The following is a 21,752-nucleotide window of genomic DNA, read 5'->3' as shown; positions in this document are numbered from 1 at the left end:
ATGAACGCCTCCCTGCCGTCCGAACCGGGCATCCGCGTCAGCCTCGCCGAGCTGATCGAGATGCGTCACCGTGTGCGTGAGGTGCAGCTGTTTTCCACGCCGAGTCAGCGCAGCCCGCTGATCGGCCTGCATCACTCGAAATTCCGTGGCCGTGGCGTCGACTTCGATCAGGTGCGGGTCTATCAGGCCGGCGACGACGTGCGCACCATCGACTGGCGCGTCACCGCACGCACGCAAGAGCCGCACACCAAGCTGTTCCATGAAGAACGCGAACGGCCGATTTTCATCATGGTCGAGCAAAGCACACGGCTGTTTTTCGGCTCGGGGCTGATGTTCAAATCGGTCCTCGCGGCGCAAGTCGCGGCACTGATCGGCTGGGCCGCACTTGGGCACAATGACCGGGTTGGCGGGCTGGTGTTCGGCGACAACGAGCACTACGAAATCAAGCCACGGCGCAGCAAACAGAGCCTGCTGCAATTGCTCAACCGTCTGGTCAAGGTCAACCAGTCGCTGCACAGCGAGCGTGAGCCGGATCGCGATGCGTTTGGCGTGGCTTTGCGCCGTGCCCGCGAAGTGTTGCGTCCAGGCAGCCTGGCCATCGTGATCTGTGACGAACGCGCACTGTCCGACAGCGCCGAGCAACAGCTCAGCCTGTTATCGCGTCATTGCGACCTGTTGATGTTGCCGATTTCCGATCCGCTGGATCACGCCCTGCCCGCCGCCGGGCTGTTGCGCTTCGCACAACGCGGTGCGCAACTGGAACTCGACACGTTGAACTTCGAGCTGCGCCAGACCTATCGTGCCCAGGCCGAAGCACGCATCGCTCGCTGGGAACTGCTCGCGCAAAAGCTGCGGGTGTTGCTGATGCCGCTGAGCACGCAAAGTGAAATGGTCGAGCAGATGCGCGAATTCCTCAATCCGCAGCGTCCGGGGAAAGGTCGATGAACGGCCTCGAACAACTGCAACCGCTGATCTCGCCGCCACCGATTGCCTTCTGGCCGCCGGCGCCAGGCTGGTGGCTGCTCCTGTTGTTATTGCCGCTGCTCGGTTTCGCCGTGTGGAAGCTGCGCCGCTTCATTCCCATGAGGAAACGCCCGATCGTCCGTGCCGAGCAGCCGCTCGACCCGGTGCGCGTCGCCGCCCTCGCTGAACTCGGACAAATGCCCAAACCCTACGACGGCGCCCCGGCCGGTGCCTGGCTGCAGCAACTCAACGGCCTGCTCAAACGCCTGTGCCGCAACCACTACCCCTACAGCCAGAGCCACACCCTCAACGGGCGTAAATGGCTGGCCTTTCTCGACAACCGTTGTCCGGCGGCCGGTCTGACGCGCTGGATGGTGCTGGTCGAAGGCGCGTACAAACCGGAATGCAAACTCGACGACAAAGCCATCGCCGGCCTGACCCAGGCTGTCGACACGTGGATTCGCAAACATGTTTGAGTTCGCCTGGCCGTGGATCTTCGTGCTGGTGCCGCTGCCGTGGCTGATGCGTCTGGTGCTGCCAGTGGCGGACAGTGGCGAGCCAGCCTTGAAAGTGAGTTTTCTTGCCGATCTGGAAGGCCTCGCCCGCCGCCGCGCCCGCGCCAACCTGCCGGCGTGGCGCCAGCAAGCACCGTTCATGCTGTTGTGGCTGTTGCTATTGACCGCCGCCGCCCGCCCGCAATGGCTCGGCGAACCACTGCCGATTGCTGCCAGCGGGCGTGATCTGCTGGTAGCGGTGGACGTGTCCGGCTCGATGGATTTCCCCGATATGCAGTGGCAGGACGAAGAGGTCAGTCGCCTGACGCTGGTGCAGCATCTGCTCGGTGATTTCCTTGAAAGCCGCGACGGCGACCGTGTCGGCCTGATCCTGTTCGGCAGTCAGGCTTATCTGCAAGCGCCGCTGACGTTTGATCGCCACACCGTGCGCGTCTGGCTCGATGAAGCGCGGATCGGCATTGCCGGCAAGAACACCGCGATTGGCGATGCTATCGGTCTGGCACTAAAACGCCTGCGCATGCGTCCGGCGCAAAGTCGCGTACTGATTCTGGTCACTGATGGCGCTAACAATGGCGGCGAAATCGACCCGCTGACGGCGGCAAAACTGGCCGCCAGCGAAGGCGTAAAAATCTACCCGATCGGTATCGGTGCCAATCCAGAGGACAGCGGCTCGACCGGTCTGCTGGGCGTCAATCCGAGCCTGGACCTCGACGAGCCGGCGCTCAAAGCCATCGCCGAAGTCACCGGCGGCCAGTATTTCCGCGCCCACGATGGCAAAGAACTGCAAGCCATCAAAGACACCCTCGATCAACTCGAACCAGTGACTCAACAACCGACCCAGGCCCGCCCGGCACAAGCCCTGTACCACTGGCCTTTGGCGCTGGCGTTATGGTTGAGCCTGTTGCTGGTCGCCCGTGAATTGTGGCCGGACAACCCGCTGCAACGCCTGTTCACCAAGGAACTGTATCTGCAAAGTCCACTGCCTGACTGGCGCGAGCGCCTCAAGCGCCTGCGTCTGCGGAGGCGCCGATGATTGCGCTCTGGCCGCACTGGTTCCGTCCGTGGTGGTTGCTGTTGCTGCCGCTGCTCGGCTGGCTGATCTGGCAACTCTGGCACCGGCAGAAACGCGCCGGGCGCTGGCAGATGATTCTGCCGCCGGCCTTTCATGCCACCCTGCTCAGTGGCGGCAGTGGTCGCGACAGCAAACTGCCGTGGATCGCCCTTGGCGTGGCGTGGTTGCTGACGATTCTGGCGCTGCTCGGGCCGAGTTGGGAGCGCGTCGAACAGACCAGCCAGAAGCCCGCCGATCCCTTGGTGGTGGTGCTGGAGCTGACCCCGGAAATGCTCGCCACCGACTCGCCGCCAACGCGACTGGAACAAGCGCGGCGCAAGCTCTTCGACCTGTTGCAGGCGCGCAGCGATGCGCAGACCGCCATCGTCGTCTACGCCGGCAGCGCGCACACGCTGGTGCCGCTGTCGGATGACCTGGCGACCAGTCGCAATCTGCTCGATGCGCTCAAGCCTTCGCTGATGCCGGAAAGCGGCCATCGCGCCGATCTGGCCGTGAGTAAAGCGCTGGCCCTGCTGAAACAGGGCGCGCTCGGTCAGGGGCGAATTCTGCTGATCGGCTCGTCATTGAACGAAGAGGAGCGTCAGGGCATTCGGCGTGCCCTCAACGGTGAGTCGGCACAACTGTTGATGCTCGGCATCGGCACCGCTGAAGGCGCGCCGATTGCTCAGGAGGACGGCAGTTTCCTCAAGGACGAGCAAGGCGCGATTCGCGTACCGCAACTCGACAGTCCGGGCCTGAGCGCATTCCTCAACAGCGTCGGCGGCGAATACCACCCTGCCCGACTCGACGAAGCGGATCTAGGCGCGCTCGGCCTGCTTAACGGTCCACGCAGTCTGCGCGACGATGGCCAGACCGTGCGTCTCGATACCTGGGCCGATCAGGGTTACTGGCTGCTGTTGCCGCTGTTGTTGCTCGCCGCCTGCGCCGGGCGTCGTGGCTGGTTGTTCTGCCTGCCGTTACTGCTGTGTCTGCCGCAGCCGAGCTACGCTTTTGACTTTGAGGATTTGTGGCTGCGCCCCGATCAACAGGGCCTGCACCTGCTCAAACAGAAGCGCCCGGCCGAAGCCGCGCAGCATTTTGACGATCACCAATGGCAAGGGGTGGCGTTGTACGAAGCCGGCGACTACAGTGGCGCCGCCCAGCGCTTTGCCGAAGGCAGCGATGCCCGCGCCCACTACAATCGTGGCAATGCTTTGGCAAAAAGCGGTGAGCTGGAAGCAGCGATCGACGCCTATGAGCAGGCCCTGGAGCTGCAACCGGATTTGCGCCCGGCGCAAACCAACAAGGCGCTGGTGGAAAACCTGCTCAAGCAGAAAAACACGCCGCCGCCGGCCGAGCCGGACACCCAGCCGAGCGAACAGCAAAGTCTGCCGGGCGACGAACCAGCGCCCGCGACCACGCCGCCGCCCGCCGTGAACAGTGAAACCCAGAGCCCGTCGCAGCCTGTCGAGTCGGCCAGCGAACCGCCAACGACCACGCCGCCGCAGCCAGGCCCCAACGAAGTGCCGGGCAGCGACGAGGAAGAACAAACGGACACCGTGCCGACGCTGCGCCCGAGTGAAGACAACCTCCAAGGCGAACAGCGTCAGGCACTGGAGCAATGGCTGGGCAAGATCCCGGATGATCCGGGCGAATTGCTGCGACGCAAATTCTGGTACGAACAGCAACAACATCAGGATCAGGAAAACACTCGATGACCCGCTTCACCGCTCTCTTGCTGCCCCTGCTGCTCTGCACGGCCACCGCCCAGGCGGCCGAGCTGACCGCCAGTGTGGATCGCAGTCGCCTGAACTCCGGCGAGACGGTCGAACTCACCCTCGAAACCAGCGACGTCACCCAGTTCGGCAAACCCGATCTGGCCGCGCTGGAGGCATTGTTCGAAGTGCGTGGCACGCGGCAGGTCAACCAGCTCAATACCCTCAATGGCGACAACCGCGCGACCACGCGCTGGATCATCACCCTGCTGCCCAAAGAGAACGGCAGCGTGGTGATCCCGCCGCTGCAACTGGGCGACGCGCAGAGCCAGCCGATCACCGTGCAAGTGGTCGAAAGCGACACCCGCGAGAACCAGAACAGCCTTGATCCGGTGTTCATCGAAGCCAGCCTCGATCAGTCCAGCGTCTATGTGCAGGCGCAGGCGATCCTGACTTTGCGCATCTACCATTCGGTGTCGCTGTACGACGACAGCAGCCTGACGCCGCTGCAAATCGCCGATGCGCGCATCGAACAACTGGGCGACACGCGCACCTACGAAAAAGACCTCAACGGTGTGCGCCATGGCGTGATCGAAATGCGCTATGCAATCTACCCGCAACACAGCGGTTTGCTGACCATTGCGCCGCAGACCTTCAGCGCGACACTGGTCGATACGCAGCCGTCACAGGACGCGAATGCGCAGGGGCCGAAGCCGGGCAAACTGATGCGCGTCAGTTCCGCCGAAATCCCCCTGACCGTCAAACCCAAGCCCCTGACCTACCCGGTCGACGCGCCGTGGCTGCCCGCACGCAGCCTGAGCCTCAGCGAAAGCTGGAACCCGGAACCGGAACACACTCAGGTCGGCGATTCCCTGACCCGCAGCCTGACGTTGAAAGTCGAAGGCCTGGCCGCCTCGCAATTGCCGGCGCTGCCCGCCACCGACGTCAACGGCCTGCGCCGCTACCCCGACCAACCGGTGCTGAGCAACCAGAGCACTGACCGGGGCATTGTCGGCAGCCGCGAAGAACGCGAAGCGCTGGTGCCGAGCCGCAGCGGCGCCATCGATTTGCCGACGGTGGACGTGGTCTGGTGGAACACCTTTGAAGATCACCTGGAACACAGCAGCCTGCCGGCGCGCACCCTGCAAGTGGCCAATAACCCAAGCCTGCAAGTCGACACCCCGACCGGCAATTTGCAACCGAGCGTCGTCGATAACGATGTGTTGTGGTGGTGGAAACTCAGCACCCTTATCCTCGCCTGCACCACCCTCCTCGGCTTCGGCCTGTGGTGGCGCGCCCGCTGGCAACCGGCCGTGCACCGCGCCGCACAAACCGGCCCGAGCCCACGCACGCTGATGGATGACATCAAACGCGCGAGCCAAGCGAATGATCCGCAAGCGACGCGGCAGGCACTGGATGCGTGGGCGCGTCAGCAGCCGGAGACATTGGCGGATATGGCAGCGCGGTTTGTGCCGTTGTCGGATGCGCTGGATGGGTTGAATGGTGCGCTGTACAGCGAGACGGGCCAGCATTGGCAGGGTGAGGATTTGTGGCGGGCGATTCGCACGATTCCCGCGGCGGAACGGGTGCAGGACCCGGTGGGTGACAGCGGGTTGCCGCCGCTTTATCCGAAGTAAAAGATCAAAAGATCGCAGGCTTTGGCAGGTCCTACAGAGGGTATGTGTAGGAGTTGCCGAAGGCTGCGATCTTTTGATTTTGCTTTAGGGATAAAAGGCTGAAGACAATCGGAATCAATAGTCGAATTTCGTTTTCACTTGTTCGCCTTCGCGATAGGAGAGAACAAATGCCTTCCAGGGCTCACCGCGAGCGACTGCATGCTCGTGTAATTTTTCTACAAGCGCATAGATTTTCGAATGGTTGAAATCAGTTTCAGCGTCCCAGATTTCTGAGCCATTTTTTTCAACGGCGAGGTCTGCCTCCATATAGTTCCCCCCCCATTCAACGCGGTATCGAAAAGCGTCATAACCGTGAACAATTCCGGCCTCAACCAGCTGAAAAATGGCTGTCACAAGTTCAAAATCTTCTGCAATCACTCTTTGACCTCCGGAAATTGATTGTACCAATCATCCCCTCTTTTAAGTGTGCGCGGAAAAGCTCGACACAGTTGGCCTCGACATCCCGTCTACTTCAATCGCCCAATCCCGTGCAACTAATTCACTTCCTTTATATAGGAAGAAAACTGTCCACCACCTTGGTCCACGTGCAGCCGCCCGCACTGCTGGCATCGATAAACCGTAACAGCCCCTTGGTCTATCGCTTCGTAGAATTCGTCTTCAGACAGCCAGCGATTTGACAGCTCATAGCCAATTTCATCTATCTTCTGTTCAGCGACCAGAGACATTTCACACTCGGACGTCCCTTGAGACAGGTTAATGACGTGACCGCATACACAAGCAAATTTTGGCATGGCTACTGAAGTGTCCTTTTTCTGTTCAAGTTTTGCCTTATGGCGATTTTGGAGTCACACCCACGAAAGATCCCTCAGGGACAGTCCACGTTTATTTAAACGTGGTCTGCCCCATTATCCTCCGCCTATTCAACCTATGCCCGTGGTCTGGACATGCTGGTCGGCGCCTACAACTACCTCGACCTCACGCCCAAGGGCAGAAATGAGGACGAGATCATGGAGTGGGTGCGGTATCATGATCGGTATGATAATGAGACAAAATCCTGCGGATGCCATGAACGATAAAAGATTCCACCACTTCATGGAGATAGCGCTGAACCTGGGAGATTTACGTTGAGTAAATCTCCCAGGGCTTTACAGGAAAAAAACACTCAACCTTCTTCTGGCGCAATGTAGTTGAAATCAATTTTCAACTTCCCCAGCACGGTATCCAACGTGACAACACAGCTGTTCCAAACCGGTAGCCCGGATGTCATGTTTTGCGCTTTATAGAGATTCCTCAGCGCCATCAGGTTTTCATGAATACCAACATCGACCTCTGAGCTGCCTGGGCTGAACCAATCTTTCTCTCCATTGCCATCAATATAGTCAAACAACAACTTACAATGATCATCCTCGGGTGAAAGTTCAGCCTCAACGATAACCGCACTCGCTGCATCAGGAGCAGTGTCAATCAGAATTTGGCCGATCTGGCGATAAATTTCGTCTTCACTCATCCTATTCCCCCGTTTACACCCCAGCCAGCAGCCTCTTAATCCGAAATTTTTTCGTAAACAAAACCCTTGGGGATTTCCGGCCAAAAAGGTTTTTTTACCAGCGCATCGAGATCGTCATAAATATCGCGGAAAAAATTAGCCAGATCCATGAAGTCCACACGTGAATTCATCAGCGCAACTTTCAACATGACATCTTCTGCATTTTCCTTGGCGGATGCCGCTCTGGACATATTGTAGAGAGCGTTTCCCAACCTTTCGGAAAGTTCAACCTCCCAGTCCAGCTTGTAATCGGCCTCCAAACTATTGCCATCAAAGCTACCCGCCTTTTCTTTCATCAGCTCGATGATCAGCTGTTTCACCGACTCAAAATCATTCATCTCAATTTTCTCTCATAGTAAAACGGGGACAGACTACGTTTTCGGAGTACTTTCTAAACGTGGTCTGTCCCCATCATTTACTCGTATGCCTCAAGAAACCCCTTGTCACTCGATTCAACGGTAAGCACTGCTTCCTCATACCCCTCAAGGTCATCGCTCAGCCAGGTTTCCCCTGGGCGCAGCAGATGAAACTTCATCGTCGCATCGAATTCGTCACCCGAAATGACTCCCTGCAGAACTCCCGGCATACATGACTTGTTCCACGCCTCAAACACTAAAGACAGGTAGGAGCACGCGCATGCCAAAAAATCAGCGTTTACATAATCATCGGCATGGATCGAATTTACGAAACATTCATAACCCGTTCTATCTAGGAAATTCTTTAGGCTTACATGCTTCTGGACGCTTTCCAGACTCGCCAGAAAAACACAGCCATCCCGTTCCACGAAACCGGACCTTGCGATATCCGCCAACTCGCCGTCCAGAGAAGTACGTCCCGCACGAACGAGCATTTGCTCCATTTCACTGTTAAGTTTCACACACCTCCCTCAAGCATCACGCCACTCCGCCAAGCACCAGGTGCTGCACGGGTGTATAGCGCACGGATAGATGCCACTCATCCAAAGACGAGAGTTTTCTCGAAGTCCCATAAAAATCCGCCTCTTGCTCCAAGTCCTGACGTCTCATTTTCCGGATCCCAAACTCAGTGGCCCAACCTGGTAGAAAGTAATATCCGGGCCATAGTTCTGCTCTGAGTTCGACACCTCTACACAGAAGATCTTCTCTGGAAACTTCTCTTTCAGCACCATGCGCCACGAAAAACCAATCACATTGCACAATTGAAGAAAAACATCATCCGAAACATCACGGGCACCCTGACCAAAAACGTCATAGATCCTCACAACATTCAATAACTGCTCAGTCTTTGAAAGATCACCGGAGGCAAGGGCAAAACACCTGTCAAACACTTCGTCTGAAAAATTTCGTCCTAAAAATACACCACCCTCGGCTACCACAAAGTCAGGGAAGAGCATATTGGAAAACATCAAAACATGGTCGGGCCTGCATTGATCAAAGATGTACGAATGAACATCCAGATCTTCTTGGCTAGACCATTGTTTTTTCCAGGAACAATACGCTTGGGTGTCAGTAACAGAAGGTATCGAATTGACCCGTTTCATTGCACTTGCTCCAAACTCTATATCGCTGTGTGAGCTATCGTGGCGCGGAGGTAGAAGCCCGACGGATTGTTCGATCTCAAAATGATATCAATATAGTGGCTCAATGGTAGGTAACCGGCGTTGGGTCGTCAATGAAGGGATTCGTCGAAATGCCCGGCTACGTCCCGTCCGGACAAGCCCTCCCGCCGCAATAATCTGTAAACTCTCCCCTCTTTCGCCGCCCATCATTTCCTCGCGGCCATCACCTATTTAATTGTTGCGGAGTCCACCTTGCGTCTGTTCCACACCTCCGACTGGCACCTTGGGCAAAACCTGCACGGCCAGGAGCGCGATTTCGAGCATGCGTGCTTCCTCGAATGGCTGCTGCGCCAACTGCAACTGGCGCAGCCGGATGTGCTGCTGATCGCCGGGGACATCTTCGACACCGTCAATCCTCCGGTCAAAGCTCAGGAACGCCTCTACGACTTCATCGTCAGCGCCCACGAGCAGCAGCCGTTGCTGACCATCGTGATGATTGCCGGCAACCACGATTCCGGCTCGCGGATCGAACTGCCCGCGCCGCTGATGCGCCGTTTGCGTACCCATGCGCTGGGGCGGGTGTTGTGGCTGGATGATGGGCAACTGGATGCCGAACGCCTGCTGCTGCCGTTGCCGGATAAAACCGGCGAAGTCGCTGCATGGTGCCTGGCGCTGCCGTTCCTGCGCCCGGCGGAGGTGACTGGCGCACATCTGGGCGATAACTATTTGCGCGGCATCGGTCAGGTGCACGAATGGCTGATCGAAGCAGCCAACGCCAAGCGCAAACCCGGTCAGGCGCTGATTGCCATCAGCCACGCGCACATGGCCGGCGGTTCAGTGTCGGAAGACTCTGAGCGCAGCCTGATCATCGGTAACGCGGAGGCCCTGCCCGCCAGCCTGTTCGGCCCGAGCATCAGCTATGTTGCCCTCGGCCATTTGCACAAGCCGCAGAAGGTCAACGCAGAAGAGCGCATTCGTTATAGCGGTTCGCCGATTCCGTTGTCGTTTTCGGAGATCGGCTATCAGCACCAGATTCTCGACGTCACCCTTGATGGCGAAACCCTGGTCAGCGTCGAGCCGAAACTGATCCCGCGCTCGGTCAATCTGCAGCGCATCGGCCCGGCACCGCTGGCCGAGATTCTGCTGCAACTGGCCGATCTGCCGAACATCGATCTGCTCGCCGAAACCCAACGCCAGCCATGGCTGGAAGTGCGTGTAACCCTCGATGAACCGCAGCCGGATCTGCGCCATCAAGTTGAAAGCGCCCTGCAAGGCAAAGCCGTGCGGTTGGTGCGCATCGCCGCCGAATACGCCGGCAACCGTGGCGCTGACGGTTCGGAGGACGGCAGCGCGCTGATCGAACTCGACCAGCTCACCCCGCAAGAACTGTTCAGCCGCGCCTGGCTCGATAACTACGGCAGTGAAGTCGATGAGCAGACGCTGAAGGACTTCGCCGAACTGCTACAAGACGTACAACTGGAGGGCGAGCAGCCATGAAGATTCTCGCCATTCGTTTGAAGAACCTAGCCTCGCTGGCCGGGCCGTTCGAGATTGATTTCACCGCTGAGCCGCTGGCCAGTGCCGGTTTGTTCGCCATCACCGGCCCGACCGGCGCCGGTAAAAGTACTTTGCTCGACGCCTTATGCCTGGCGCTGTTCGGCGCCGTGCCGCGTCTGAACAACACTGGCCGCGACGCCAAAGTCCCGGATGCCGACGGCGAAATCGCCACCGGCGACCCGCGCACCTTGCTGCGTCGCGGTACTGGCGAAGGTTATGCCGAAGTGGATTTCGTCGGTGTCGATGGCCGTCGTTATCGGGCGCGCTGGGAGGCCAACCGCGCCCGCGAGAAGGCCGGCGGCAAGTTGCAGGCCAGCCGGCAGAGCCTGCGCGATATCGATCAGGATCAACTGCTCGCCAGCCAGAAAGGCGAATACAAAACTCAACTGGAAGCTGCGCTCGGCCTGAACTTCGAACAGTTCACCCGCGCCGTGCTGCTGGCGCAGAGCGAGTTCAGCGCATTCCTCAAGGCGGACGACAACGACCGCAGCGAGCTGCTGGAAAAACTCACTGATACCGCGCTGTACACCCGCCTCGGCCGCCGCGCCTTCGACAAGACCAAAGAGGCCCGCGAAGCGCACAAGCTGTTGCAGGATCAGGCTACCGGCGTGACCCCGTTGGCGCCCGAAGCCCGGGCCGAGCTGGATGAGCGTTTCAATGCTGCGCAACAGCAAATGAAGTTGCAGCAGGCGCAGCTCAAACAACTTGAGCAGCAGCACGCCTGGCTCAAGGATTTGCGTGTGTTGCAGGACGCGCAACAGGCCGCCACCGAGCAATTGCACAGCGCACAGCAGCAATCGGAAGGTCTGGCTGGCGAGCGGGTCAAGCTGACGCGCCTGGAGCAACTCGGACCACAACGGCACCAGTTCGCCCGCAAAAGCGAACTCGATGCCCTGTTGACGCCACTGGCCGCGCAGATAGCCGCGCACACCCGGCAACACGCCGAACTGACTGAGCGCCAGACGCAACTGGAGCAGGATCTCGAAGCAGCAAAAGTCGCCCTGAGCGAAGCACAGCAACGGCAAAGTGAAAACGCGCCGCTGTTGCGTCAGGCCTTTGAAGAACAAAGCACCCTCGCCCGTCTGGCCAAGGATGTCGCGCAAAGTGGCGAAGCCAGGCTCAATGCGCAGCAGGCTTGCACCGAAGGCCAGAACGCCATTCAAGCCTTGCTGGAAAAACAGACGCAGGTCGCCGAGCGCCTGCAGCGCATTGCCGCCGAGCTTGAGCAAAGCGCTCATCTGGCGCCGTTGAGCGATGCATGGAATGCCTACCGCGATCGCCTGCAACAGCTAATGCTGATCGGCAACCGCTTGAACAAAGGCCAGGCCGAACTGGCGAGCCTTGAAGAAAACGCCACCCGCAGCGCTGAAGAACTGACCACGCAAAAGCAGCAACTGGAAGTGCTGTTCAAAGAAGCCGGCGCCGAACCCGATGCCGTCGCCGAACAGATCGGTCTCCTCGGCACGCTGCTGCAGGACAACCGCAAGCAACTGCGCGCCTTCGAAGACTTGTCGCGTCTATGGGCCACGCAACAGGATCTGGACAAGCGCAGCAGTGAGTTGCAACAGCGTCAGCTCAGCGCCCAGCAGGAACGCGAACGCCTGACGCAGGACGGCGTGAAAAGCAAAGCCGAGCTGACCGTCGCCGAACAAACCCTCAATGTCACCCGCGAGCTGCTCGAACGCCAGCGCCTGGCGCGCAGTGCCAGCGTCGAAGAGTTGCGCGCGCAGTTGCAGGACGATCAGCCGTGCCCGGTCTGTGGCAGCAGCGAGCACCCGTATCATCAGCCCGAAGCGCTGCTGCAAAGCCTCGGTCGCCACGACGAAAGCGAGCAGGCCAACGCCCAGCAGGTGGTCGATCAGCTCAAGGAAAAACTCATCGAACTGCGCGCCGAAGTCGGTGGCGTCATTGCTCAGCAGAAAGAATTGCTGCAACAGCAGGAACAACTGGCCACCCAGCAGCAAGCGTTGGCGCCTAGCCTCGATGCGCATCCGCTGTCCGCGCAGTTGTTCAATCAGGATGCTGACAAGCGCGATGCCTGGCTCGCCCGGCAAAACGAGCAACTGAACCAGAGCATCACTCAGGACGAACAACGCCAGAGCGCCCTGCTCACCCTGCAACAGGACGCCGCGCGTCTGACCCAGCAATTGCGTCAGGCCGAAACCGCGCATCAGCAAGCGGCGCAGCACCTGAGCAATCAGCAGCGCGAGCTGAGCAGCGACCGTCAGCGCCTCGACGAAGAACTCACCGCGTTCGGCAATCTACTACCGGCCGACACCCTCGAAGCTTTGCGCCAGGAGCCGGCAGCAACCTTCATGCAACTTGACCGGCAGATCGCCGAGCGCCTGGCGCAAGTCGATCAGCAGAAGGAAGAACAGGCCGAGCAGCAACAGCGTCAACAAACGCTGGAGAAGGAACAGGATCGCCAACAGACCCGCGCGCAGCAGTTGCTCAGCGTCGAACAGCAATTCACGGCGCTGACCGAGCAGCAGCACACCTGCCAGCAGAAACTCGCGCAACTGCTCGGCGAACACAGCAGCGCCGAACACTGGCAGCAGCAACTTGAGCAAGCGGTCGAGCAGGCGCGCAATACCGAAACCGCTACCGCGCAGGAACTGCAAAACGTGCGCACGCAACTTGTGCAGATCGCTGCCGAGCTCAAGGCGCAGCAGGAGCGTTTGCAGGCCCTGGAAAACGAAGAGCAGGATCTGGCCGGCAAGATTGCCGACTGGCGCGCCCGCCATCCTGAACTGGACGACGGTGGCCTCGAAGACCTGTTGCGAGTTGACGACGCGCAAGTCGCCGAGCTGCGTCAGCGTCTGCAACACAATGAAAAAGCCATCGAACAAGCCAAGGTGTTGTTGCAGGAGCGTGACCAGCGTCTGCTCGATCATCAGGCGCAGCACAACGGCAACCTCGATACCGAACAACTCGCCAGTGCCCTCGCCGAGCTGCAAAACCAGTTCAACCTCAGCGAGCAACAGTGCGCCGAATTGCGTGCCGAACAGGCCGAAGACCAGCGCCGGCAAAACGCCAATCAGGCGCTGGCCCAGCAGATCGCCTCGGCCTATGCCGAGTATCAACGCTGGGCGCGCCTGAGTGCCTTGATCGGCTCGGCCACCGGTGACACCTTCCGCAAGATCGCCCAGGCCTACAACCTCGACCTGCTGGTGCATCACGCCAACGTGCAACTGCGCCAACTGGTCAAACGCTACCGCCTGAAACGCGGCGGCAGCATGCTCGGTTTGCTGGTGATGGACACGGAGATGGGCGATGAACTGCGCTCGGTGCATTCGTTGTCTGGCGGCGAGACGTTCCTGGTGTCGCTGGCCCTCGCTCTGGGCTTGGCGTCAATGGCGTCGAGTACGCTTAAGATCGAGTCGCTGTTTATCGATGAAGGTTTCGGCAGCCTCGATCCGGAGTCGCTGCAACTGGCGATGGATGCGCTGGACGGTTTGCAGGCACAGGGCCGCAAAGTGGCGGTGATTTCCCACGTGCAGGAAATGCACGAGCGGATCCCGGTGCAGATTCAGGTGCAGCGTCAGGGCAATGGTTTGAGCACGCTGGAGGTGAAATGAACACGCTGTATTCCTTCCGCCGCTGCCCGTACGCGATGCGCGCGCGGATGGCGCTGCGTTATTCGAACGTGCCGGTGGAGATCGTTGAGGTCAGTCTCAAGGCCAAGCCGGCTGAGATGCTGGCGATCTCGCCCAAGGGCACGGTGCCGGTGCTGGATGCCGGTGGGCGGGTGATTGATGAGAGTCTGGAGATCATGCGCTGGGCGTTGGCGCAGAATGATCCGCAGGATTGGTTGCTTGATGGCGACTCGCGGATTGCTGAATTGATCGAAGCGAATGATCAAGGGTTCAAAGTGCATTTGAATCGCTACAAGTACGCCGAGCGTTACCCGGAGCAACCGATGGAGATTTATCGGGCTGAGGGGGCGCTGTACTTGCAGAGGCTGGAGGAGCTGCTTGAAGGTCGCGAATATTTGCTGGGCGATCATCCGAGCCTGGCGGATATCGCCCTGCTGCCCTTCGTTCGGCAGTTTGCCCATGTTGACCGCGAGTGGTTTGCGCAGACGCCTTATGTTCGCTTACAGGCCTGGTTGCAGCGTTTCCTCGAATCCGAACTGTTCACCTCGATCATGAAGAAATAACCTTACCTTCCTGCGTTGATCGTTCCCACGCTCTGCGTGGGAATGCCTCAAGGGACGCTCTGCGTTCCAATCGGACGCGGAGCGTCCGGGGCTGCGTTCCCACGCGGAGCGTGGGAACGCTCACTCCTACAGGGTCAAGCCAGTGCGTTGCACATGCCGAGTGCCATGCAATCTATCTCGAACGGGCCGAGAAAATCGGCCGAGACCTTCACCGGTGGATTGCCGGCCATCAGCCCCAGAGTATTCGCCCGTTCGATGTTGTGCGCGATGGTGTGATTGGCCTCTATGGCCCGTGCCAGAGCTCCAACCGAGCCTTGACCTATTCCCAGCAATGAAGCGCCGTTGGTCATGATTGCCAGACTGGCAATGACCCAAAGTCTGTAGCCTTTCATGCGCCGCCGACTCCCGCGAGTTCGGCCCGATCGACCATCACGCTTTGCGAGCGGACTTCGAACTGGACACCGGGATGGGCGACTTGAATCGGCGCGTCGAAGCTGTGTTCCATCTGCGAGGCGATGCTGACGACCAGCACCACGGCCAGGTACAGACCGATGACCAGATAGGCGCCGCGTTTGGCTGAATGAAGGATTGCGCTGGCCATGGTGTTCTCCCGTGGGCATGTTTCGATGTCCACAGAATCAATCAAAAAAGCCGCGCTAACCACTCAGGGTTTGCCATAGTAAACATCAGCTTCGTTGATTATTTAGCCAGTCTATTTGCGTGTTTGAAGAAACCTATCGTGCTGCGAAAAACACACGCAAACGCGTAGGCGCTGCCGAAGGCTGCGATCTTTTGATTTTGCTTTTGCCGATCGTTCCCACGCTCTGCGTGGGCGATCAAACAAGATCAAAAGATCGCAGCCTTCGGCAGCTCCTACAGGGAGTTGTGCAGAACGGTCATTTCAGTGTTGGGCTTTGTGATCCAGGGCGGCGTAGAAGTTGGCGCTCTGTTGCAGGTATTTCTGGGTGTAGCTCTGGGTGTGGGATTTTTTGCTGTTGATTTCAACGTTGGCACTGGCTGGCAGCACCACGGTGGCCGAGATGGCGGAAGCGGCAATCACGGAGAAAAGATTGAAGTTCATGGCGGTAACCCTCGTGTTCGGTTGGCTTGCTTGCCCGGTTGGGCCGTGAAGCAAACTTAACGCTCGAGGGTTGATCGCTTGAAATGCTTTGTAGCATTACCGGATATCAGCGCGATTAATACAAAGAGACAGGCCCCGTAAACCGGGGCCTGTGGCTTATTGTCGCACTAGAAACTTGACGTCGCTCGGCGCGTCCATCGGCAGTTTCTGCACGGTTTTGCCGAGCAGACCGGTCTTGCCATCACGCTCGACAACGACAATTTCGTTGCTTTTCTGGTTGGCGATCAGCAGGAATTTGCCACTAGGGTCGAGGCTGAACTCGCGCGGATGATCACCTTCCACCGAACGTTTTTGCAGCTCTTTGAGCTGGCCGGTTGCCGGATCAATCGCGAACACCACCAGTTGATTGGCGGTGCCACGGTTGCTGACGTAGAGGAACTTGCCATCCGCCGAGGCGTGCAGCGCTGCAGCGGCTTTGTCCGAGGTCGGCTGGCCGGCGGCCAGATCGACCAGTTGCGTCTGGGTCAGCACGCCGTCGTTGTAGTCGAACACCGCAACCTGTGCGCTCATTTCCATGCTCAGCCAGGCGTGTTTGCCATCGGCGCTGAACAGCAAATGACGTGGGCCGCTGCCGGCGGGCAAGGCGACCGAGGCGGTTTTCGCCGGGGTCAACGGCAGTTCGGGGTTGGCTTTCGGGTCGAATTGGTAGATGAAGACTTTGTCCGCACCCAGGTCGTTGGAGAACACGTAGCGACCGTCCGGCGAGGAAACCGTCGAGTGCACGTGGTTGGAGGCCTGGCGCTCAGGATTGACCCGGCTGGCCGGGTGCGCGCTCATCTGCACCACCGGTTTGAGTTTGCCGTCAGCACCGACCGGCAATACCGCCAGCGTGCCGCCCGGGTCTTCCACCACCGAATAGTTGCTGACGAACAGGTGGCTGGCGTCACCGCTGAGGCTCGAATGGGTCGGCTCATTGCCCAGGCTCTGCACTTGACTGATCAAGTTCAGGGCGTGGGTTTTCGGATCAATCGAATAGCTGCTGACACGGCCAACCGGGTCTTTCTGACCCGGGCCGTTTTCGTTGACCACGAACAGACGTTTCTGGTCTTTGGACAGGGTCAGCCATGACGGGTTTTCGCTCTTGACCACTTGCAGCGGCTTGGCGGCGATCTGGCCGGTGGCACTGTCGAAGTTCATGCGATAGATGCCCTGGCTGGTGCCGGCGGTGTAGGAGCCGACCAGCAACTGGAAGTTCTCGGCAGAGGCCGTGGACAGCCCCATGGCGCCGACGCTGCCGGCCATCAGCAGCGGCCAGAATTTACGCATTTTCATCAGATTCTTCCTCATCATCGCTGCTGCTGACTACGTCGCCATGGCAGACCAGGCGGTGTTCGCCGATCGCTTTGGTCTCATTGAAATAACCGACGATCAGCCAGCTTTGCAGTGAGTCATCAAATGTTGCCGCTGCAACCTGAGCCGGAGTGAATTCCCAATGCTTGGCCGCTCGGCCATCGATGCATTCGATGTGCAGGTTGTCATCTTCGTCGAGGGCGAATTCGAAGGCGTGCAGGCCGTCGATTTCGACCATACCGCAGTGTTCGAGGGCGTTGAGAAGGGTTTGGGCAGTCATGGCAGTAAAGTCTTTCAGGGGGAAACCGGCAATGATAGCTCAAGAAGCACACTCCCCCTGTAGGAGCTGCCGAAGGCTGCGATCTTTTGATGTCTGATCGCTCCCACGCTCAGCGTGGGAACGATCAAAAAAAAGATCAAAGGATCGCAGCCTTCGGCAGCTCCTACAGGGGTGTTTTTCAGAGGGCTTCGCGGCTAGGTTTGCCATCAACCAGGCGCTGGATGCGCAGCGGGTTGGCGTTTTTCAGTGGCTCTGGCAACAAGCTGTCCGGGTAGTTCTGGAAGCACACCGGGCGCAGGAAACGGTCGATGGCCAGCGTGCCCACCGACGTGCCACGGGGATCGGACGTCGCCGGATACGGCCCGCCGTGCACCATCGAATCACAGACCTCGACACCGGTCGGATAACCGTTGAGCAGGATCCGCCCGACCTTCTGCTCCAGCAACGGCGTCAGCTCAGGGAAACGTTCGAAATCCGCCTGCTCGCCAATGATCGTCGCGGTCAGTTGCCCGTGCAGGCCATGCAGTGCGGCGCTGAGTTGCGCCTTGTCCGCCACTTCGACAATCACCGTGGTCGGGCCGAACACTTCTTCCTGTAGCACTTCATCGCCATCGATCAACAGGCTCGCATCGGCCTTGAACAATTGCGGTTGCGCCTGATTACCCTGCTGTGGATTGCCGGCCAGATGCTCAATGCCGGGATGCGCCAGCAGTTTCTGCAAGCCTTTGCCGTAGCTGCCGAGGGTGCCGGCGTTGAGCATGGTTTGCGCCGGTTGATCACCGATCAAACCAGCGACTTGCTGCACGAACGCGCTGAACTGCGGCGAACGAATACCGATCACCAGACCGGGATTGGTACAGAACTGACCGCAGCCCTGCACCACAGATGCAGTGAGGTCACGAGCAACGGTTTCCGAACGCTCGGCAAGGGCTTGCGGCAGAACGATCACCGGGTTGATGCTCGACATCTCGGCGAACACCGGGATCGGTTGCGGGCGCGCAGCGGCCATGTCACAGAGAGCGCGACCGCCCTTGAGCGAACCGGTAAAACCCACTGCCTGAATTGCCGGATGCTTGACCAGCCATTCGCCTACGCCACCGCCGTAGATCATGTTGAATACGCCGGCCGGCATCGCGGTTTTTTCGGCAGCGCGGATCAGCGCATCAGCAACCAGTTCCGCTGTCGCCATGTGGCCGCTGTGGGCCTTGAACACCACCGGGCAACCGGCGGCGAGTGCCGAAGCGGTATCGCCGCCAGCCGTAGAAAATGCCAGCGGGAAATTGCTCGCGCCGAACACTGCGACAGGGCCTAGGCCGATGCGGTATTGACGCAAATCCGGGCGCGGCAACGGCTGGCGATCCGGTAACGGCAGATCAATGCGCGCACCGTAGAAATCACCTCGGCGCAGGACTTTGGCGAACAGACGCATCTGCCCGCTGGTGCGTCCGCGCTCGCCTTGAATGCGTCCGGCCGGCAACGCGGTTTCGCGGCAGACCACGGCGACAAAATCATCACCGAGCGCATCCAGCTCATCAGCAATCGCATCGAGAAACTGCGCGCGGCGTTCGGCGCTGAGGCTGCGATAAGCCGGATACGCGGCAGCGGCGGCTTTGGCTGCCGCGTCGACTTCTTCAACCGTGGCCTGAATGAAATCGTGCGGCAATTGTTCGCCCGTGGTTGCGTCGACCGATTGCAGTTTGACGTCGCCAGCGGCGCTGCGCTGACCACCGATGTAGTTGTGACCGAGAATCTGAGTCATGGGATCTCCTTAAAGGGTGCCGATGCTGTCCGGTTCATAAACCGCTGGGACCGGGACGATGCCGTTGAGCAGTGGCGCGCCGAATTCGGCCTGGCTGATTTCAAAAACGTCGCCCGGCTGGGTGCGGATGCCATCGGCGAACGACAGGGTCGCGGTGCCGAAAAAGTGAATGTGCACGTCACCGGGACGCAGGAACTGACTGTATTTGAAGTGGTGGTATTCGAGGTTGGCGAGGCTGTGGCACATGTTCGCCTCGCCACTGAGAAACTCGTTCTGCCAGAGCACTTCGCCGTCACGCAGGATGCGACTGGTGCCGGCCAGATGTTGAGGCAGTTCACCGGTGCGAAGTTCCGGGCCATAACTGCAGCTGCGCAATTTCGAGTGGGCGAGGTACAGGTAATTCTTGCGTTCCATGACATGGTCGGAGAACTCGTTGCCCACCGCAAAACCGAGACGGTAAGGCTTGCCGTCGTGGCCAATGATGTACAAACCGGCCATTTCTGGTTCTTCGCCGGCGTCTTCGGCAAACGGCGGCACCGGGAAGGGTTGACCGGGGCGAACGACGATGCTGCCGTCGCCCTTGTAGAACCATTCCGGTTGCACACCGGCCTGCCCCGCCGCCGGTTTGCCGCCCTCCACGCCCCATTTGAAGATGCGCATGGTGTCGGTCATCGCCGCTTCGTCGCCGGCCTGCTGGTGCATCTTGTCCCGCGCCGAGGCACTGCCAAGATGCGTCAGGCCGGTGCCGCTGATCAGCATGTGCGCCGGGTCCGGGTGATCGAGGGGCGGCAGCACGCGCAGTTGTGCGAGCAGCTCGGCGTAATCGTGGCTGATGCCGAGGCCGAGGGTTTGCACTTGCTGCTCCAGGGTGTTGCCGGCCTCGATGGCGGCCAGGGCCAGATCGCGCACGGAACGCGCGTCTTGCACTTCGCGCACCAGACCGTTGTCGACCACGCCGACGCGGCGTTCGCGGTTGCTTAATTCGAATTGAACCAGATGCATATGTCCTCTCCTGTATACAAAACTTCAAAACACTGCAAAACCCTGTGGGAGCTGGCTTGCCAGCGATGGCAATCTGTCTGACACATCAATGTTGAATGTGCCGCCGTCATCGCTGGCAAGCCAGCTCCCACAGGTTCCTTGGTGATTGATAGCGGGGGTCAGGTACGGGTGGCACCGCGTGCACTTGCTGCGAATTGGTCAACCGGGAGCACGTGTTTGCGCTCCAGCACGCGGTAGACGATGCCGGTCAGAATCAAGCCAAACACCATCACCCCCGAGAGAAAATACAGGCCGGACGCGAGGTTGCCGGTGTATTCCTTCAACGCCCCAATCACGAACGGCCCGATGTACCCGCCCAGATTCCCCACCGAATTGATCAGAGCAATCCCCGCCGCAGCACTCGCGCCGGCAAAGAACCGTCCCGGCAAGGTCCAGAACACCGCCGTGCAGGAAAACAGCGCAAACGCCACCAGACACAGCGCCGCCAGTTGTGCCACCGGCAACGACAACCAGGCACTGAGGAACAGGCCAATCGCGCCCAGCACATAAAGCACGGCCAGATGCCCGTAGCGATCATTCAAGCGGTCAGAACTGCGCGGCACGATCAGCAAGCCGATGATGCCGAAGATGTACGGCACCGACGAGACGAAGCCGGTGACCAGATCGCTGCCGCCAAACTGTTTGATCAGCGTCGGTAACCATAGACCGAGACCATAAATGCTCAACGTCACCGGCAGATAAAACAGCGCCAGCAGCAGCACGCGTTTGTCTTTCAGCGCATGCAGCGGATTGCCGTGACGGGTCTGGCCGTATTCCTGCAGATCCTTTTTCAGCTCACCGGTCAGCCAGTCTTTCTCGGCCTGATCCATCCATTTCACCTGCTGCGGGCCATCCGGCAACCAGCGCAACACCGGCCAGGTCAGCAGGATCGCCGGAGTACCGATGACGATGAACAGCCACTGCCAGCCGTGCAGCCCGAGGACGCCATCCATGCCGAGCAAACCGCCGGACACCGGACCGGTGATCATCATCGCGATCGGTTGGGAGAGGATGAACAGCCCGAGGATCTTGCCGCGATGGCGCACCGGGAACCATTGGGTGATGTAGTAGAGAACGCCAGGGAAGAACCCCGCCTCGGCCGCGCCGAGCAGAAAACGCATGACGTAGAAACTGTGCGGGCCCTGGACGAAGGCCATGCCGATGGTGATCGCGCCCCAGGTGATCATGATCCGCGCAAACCAGCGCCGCGCACCGAAGCGTTCGAGCATCAGGTTGCTGGGGATTTCGAAAAGGAAGTAGCCAATGAAGAACAGCCCGGCGCCGAGGCCGTAAGCCGCATCGCCGATGCCGATGTCGGCGCCCATGTGCAGCTTGGCGAAGCCGACGGCGGAGCGATCCACATAGGCGATCAGGTACAGCAGGATCAGGAAGGGAATCAGTTTCAGCGTGATGCGCCGTATCAGCCGCAGTTCCTGGCTCATGAGATCGGTCTCCGATTGTTGTTTTTATAGAACCTCGGGGGACGCCTCTCACGGAAAACCGTCAGGGCCATCCCTCCGTCGAAAACGACTATATAGTAATACTAATTAACCAACAACAC

The 21,752-nt window shown here is 59.5% G+C and carries 22 protein-coding genes and 1 pseudogene; 9 read left to right on the top strand and 14 right to left on the bottom strand.

Annotation, left to right across the window (positions count from 1 at the left end; genetic code table 11):
• Genes AC3IUF_RS12465 through AC3IUF_RS12445 form a run of 5 tightly spaced genes read left to right on the top strand, consistent with a single transcriptional unit; the run spans position 1 to position 5,881 of the window.
• Positions 1-945 (top strand): DUF58 domain-containing protein, encoded by a 945-nt coding sequence (locus tag AC3IUF_RS12465; RefSeq protein ID WP_007913913.1) that lies wholly within the window; start codon positions 1-3, stop codon positions 943-945.
• A complete protein-coding gene (locus AC3IUF_RS12460) occupies positions 942-1,439 on the top strand; it encodes a DUF4381 domain-containing protein (protein WP_489281134.1) in 498 nt (165 codons plus the stop codon). Before AC3IUF_RS12465 ends, AC3IUF_RS12460 begins: the two co-directional genes overlap by 4 nt.
• Positions 1,432-2,511, top strand: coding sequence for a vWA domain-containing protein (locus tag AC3IUF_RS12455; RefSeq protein ID WP_007950106.1), 1,080 nt, complete (start codon positions 1,432-1,434; stop codon positions 2,509-2,511). The genes AC3IUF_RS12460 and AC3IUF_RS12455 overlap by 8 nt, the downstream gene beginning before the upstream one ends.
• A complete protein-coding gene (locus AC3IUF_RS12450) occupies positions 2,508-4,247 on the top strand; it encodes a tetratricopeptide repeat protein (protein ID WP_007916502.1) in 1,740 nt (579 codons plus the stop codon). Before AC3IUF_RS12455 ends, AC3IUF_RS12450 begins: the two co-directional genes overlap by 4 nt.
• On the top strand, positions 4,244-5,881 hold the full coding sequence (locus tag AC3IUF_RS12445; RefSeq protein ID WP_489281133.1) for a BatD family protein: 1,638 nt from the start codon (positions 4,244-4,246) through the stop codon (positions 5,879-5,881). Before AC3IUF_RS12450 ends, AC3IUF_RS12445 begins: the two co-directional genes overlap by 4 nt.
• A gap of 114 nt (positions 5,882-5,995) precedes the next feature.
• On the opposite strand, the gene AC3IUF_RS12440 is transcribed toward AC3IUF_RS12445, so the two are convergent.
• Together AC3IUF_RS12440 and AC3IUF_RS12435 are read right to left on the bottom strand one after the other, a co-directional pair.
• Complete coding sequence (locus tag AC3IUF_RS12440) at positions 5,996-6,298, bottom strand: hypothetical protein (RefSeq protein ID WP_007916505.1); 303 nt, start codon at positions 6,296-6,298, stop codon at positions 5,996-5,998.
• A gap of 116 nt (positions 6,299-6,414) precedes the next feature.
• Positions 6,415-6,672 (bottom strand): hypothetical protein, encoded by a 258-nt coding sequence (locus AC3IUF_RS12435; protein ID WP_489281132.1) that lies wholly within the window; start codon positions 6,670-6,672, stop codon positions 6,415-6,417.
• A gap of 126 nt (positions 6,673-6,798) precedes the next feature.
• Here AC3IUF_RS12435 and AC3IUF_RS12430 point away from each other — a divergent pair.
• Positions 6,799-6,957 (top strand): annotated as a pseudogene (locus AC3IUF_RS12430) (DUF899 family protein); the annotation flags it as partial.
• Positions 6,958-7,043: 86 nt separating this feature from the next.
• Here AC3IUF_RS12430 and AC3IUF_RS12425 read toward each other — a convergent pair.
• From AC3IUF_RS12425 to AC3IUF_RS12410, 4 genes are all read right to left on the bottom strand, one after another.
• A complete protein-coding gene (locus tag AC3IUF_RS12425) occupies positions 7,044-7,388 on the bottom strand; it encodes an immunity protein YezG family protein (RefSeq protein ID WP_489281131.1) in 345 nt (114 codons plus the stop codon).
• Between the two features lie 35 nt (positions 7,389-7,423).
• Entirely contained in the window at positions 7,424-7,765 is a 342-nt protein-coding gene (locus AC3IUF_RS12420) for a hypothetical protein (RefSeq protein WP_007916522.1), read from the bottom strand.
• 77 nt (positions 7,766-7,842) lie between these two features.
• Positions 7,843-8,304, bottom strand: coding sequence for a hypothetical protein (locus tag AC3IUF_RS12415; RefSeq protein ID WP_489281130.1), 462 nt, complete (start codon positions 8,302-8,304; stop codon positions 7,843-7,845).
• Between the two features lie 144 nt (positions 8,305-8,448).
• On the bottom strand, positions 8,449-8,946 hold the full coding sequence (locus AC3IUF_RS12410; protein ID WP_007916528.1) for a hypothetical protein: 498 nt from the start codon (positions 8,944-8,946) through the stop codon (positions 8,449-8,451).
• A 270-nt stretch (positions 8,947-9,216) separates the two neighbouring features.
• Between AC3IUF_RS12410 and AC3IUF_RS12405 the strand changes: the two genes are divergently transcribed.
• From AC3IUF_RS12405 to AC3IUF_RS12395, 3 genes are read left to right on the top strand one after another with little or no spacing between them, the layout of a single operon-like run.
• The gene (locus AC3IUF_RS12405) at positions 9,217-10,461 is read left to right on the top strand and encodes an exonuclease SbcCD subunit D C-terminal domain-containing protein (RefSeq protein ID WP_007916530.1); all 1,245 of its coding nucleotides are present in this window, start codon (positions 9,217-9,219) and stop codon (positions 10,459-10,461) included.
• The gene (locus AC3IUF_RS12400; RefSeq protein ID WP_489281129.1) at positions 10,458-14,099 is read left to right on the top strand and encodes an SbcC/MukB-like Walker B domain-containing protein; all 3,642 of its coding nucleotides are present in this window, start codon (positions 10,458-10,460) and stop codon (positions 14,097-14,099) included. Before AC3IUF_RS12405 ends, AC3IUF_RS12400 begins: the two co-directional genes overlap by 4 nt.
• Complete coding sequence (locus AC3IUF_RS12395; protein WP_489281128.1) at positions 14,096-14,680, top strand: glutathione S-transferase; 585 nt, start codon at positions 14,096-14,098, stop codon at positions 14,678-14,680. Before AC3IUF_RS12400 ends, AC3IUF_RS12395 begins: the two co-directional genes overlap by 4 nt.
• 134 nt (positions 14,681-14,814) lie before the next feature.
• On the opposite strand, the gene AC3IUF_RS12390 is transcribed toward AC3IUF_RS12395, so the two are convergent.
• The 8 genes from AC3IUF_RS12390 to AC3IUF_RS12355 all read right to left on the bottom strand — a co-directional run bounded on the left by AC3IUF_RS12390 (position 14,815) and on the right by AC3IUF_RS12355 (position 21,633).
• Positions 14,815-15,072 carry a hypothetical protein gene (locus AC3IUF_RS12390; protein ID WP_007916537.1) on the bottom strand — a complete coding sequence of 86 codons (258 nt, stop codon included), beginning with the start codon at positions 15,070-15,072 and terminating at the stop codon, positions 14,815-14,817.
• Positions 15,069-15,281 (bottom strand): hypothetical protein, encoded by a 213-nt coding sequence (locus AC3IUF_RS12385; RefSeq protein WP_007916539.1) that lies wholly within the window; start codon positions 15,279-15,281, stop codon positions 15,069-15,071. Before AC3IUF_RS12385 ends, AC3IUF_RS12390 begins: the two co-directional genes overlap by 4 nt.
• Positions 15,282-15,581: 300 nt before the next feature.
• A complete protein-coding gene (locus AC3IUF_RS12380) occupies positions 15,582-15,761 on the bottom strand; it encodes a hypothetical protein (RefSeq protein WP_007917967.1) in 180 nt (59 codons plus the stop codon).
• Between the two features lie 156 nt (positions 15,762-15,917).
• Complete coding sequence (locus tag AC3IUF_RS12375; RefSeq protein WP_489281127.1) at positions 15,918-17,093, bottom strand: lactonase family protein; 1,176 nt, start codon at positions 17,091-17,093, stop codon at positions 15,918-15,920.
• On the bottom strand, positions 17,080-17,391 hold the full coding sequence (locus tag AC3IUF_RS12370) for a DUF5629 family protein (protein ID WP_007917971.1): 312 nt from the start codon (positions 17,389-17,391) through the stop codon (positions 17,080-17,082). The genes AC3IUF_RS12375 and AC3IUF_RS12370 overlap by 14 nt, the downstream gene beginning before the upstream one ends.
• A gap of 178 nt (positions 17,392-17,569) precedes the next feature.
• Positions 17,570-19,150 (bottom strand): aldehyde dehydrogenase (NADP(+)), encoded by a 1,581-nt coding sequence (locus AC3IUF_RS12365; RefSeq protein ID WP_489281126.1) that lies wholly within the window; start codon positions 19,148-19,150, stop codon positions 17,570-17,572.
• 9 nt (positions 19,151-19,159) lie between these two features.
• Complete coding sequence (araD1, locus tag AC3IUF_RS12360; RefSeq protein WP_007917980.1) at positions 19,160-20,152, bottom strand: AraD1 family protein; 993 nt, start codon at positions 20,150-20,152, stop codon at positions 19,160-19,162.
• A gap of 158 nt (positions 20,153-20,310) precedes the next feature.
• A complete protein-coding gene (locus AC3IUF_RS12355) occupies positions 20,311-21,633 on the bottom strand; it encodes an MFS transporter (protein ID WP_007917982.1) in 1,323 nt (440 codons plus the stop codon).
• Positions 21,634-21,752 lie beyond the last annotated feature (119 nt).

The organism is Pseudomonas sp. KH_040 (genome assembly GCF_057839305.1).
Note: the sequence above shows the minus strand (reverse complement) of the source record. Positions and strands in the feature narration are given on the sequence as shown.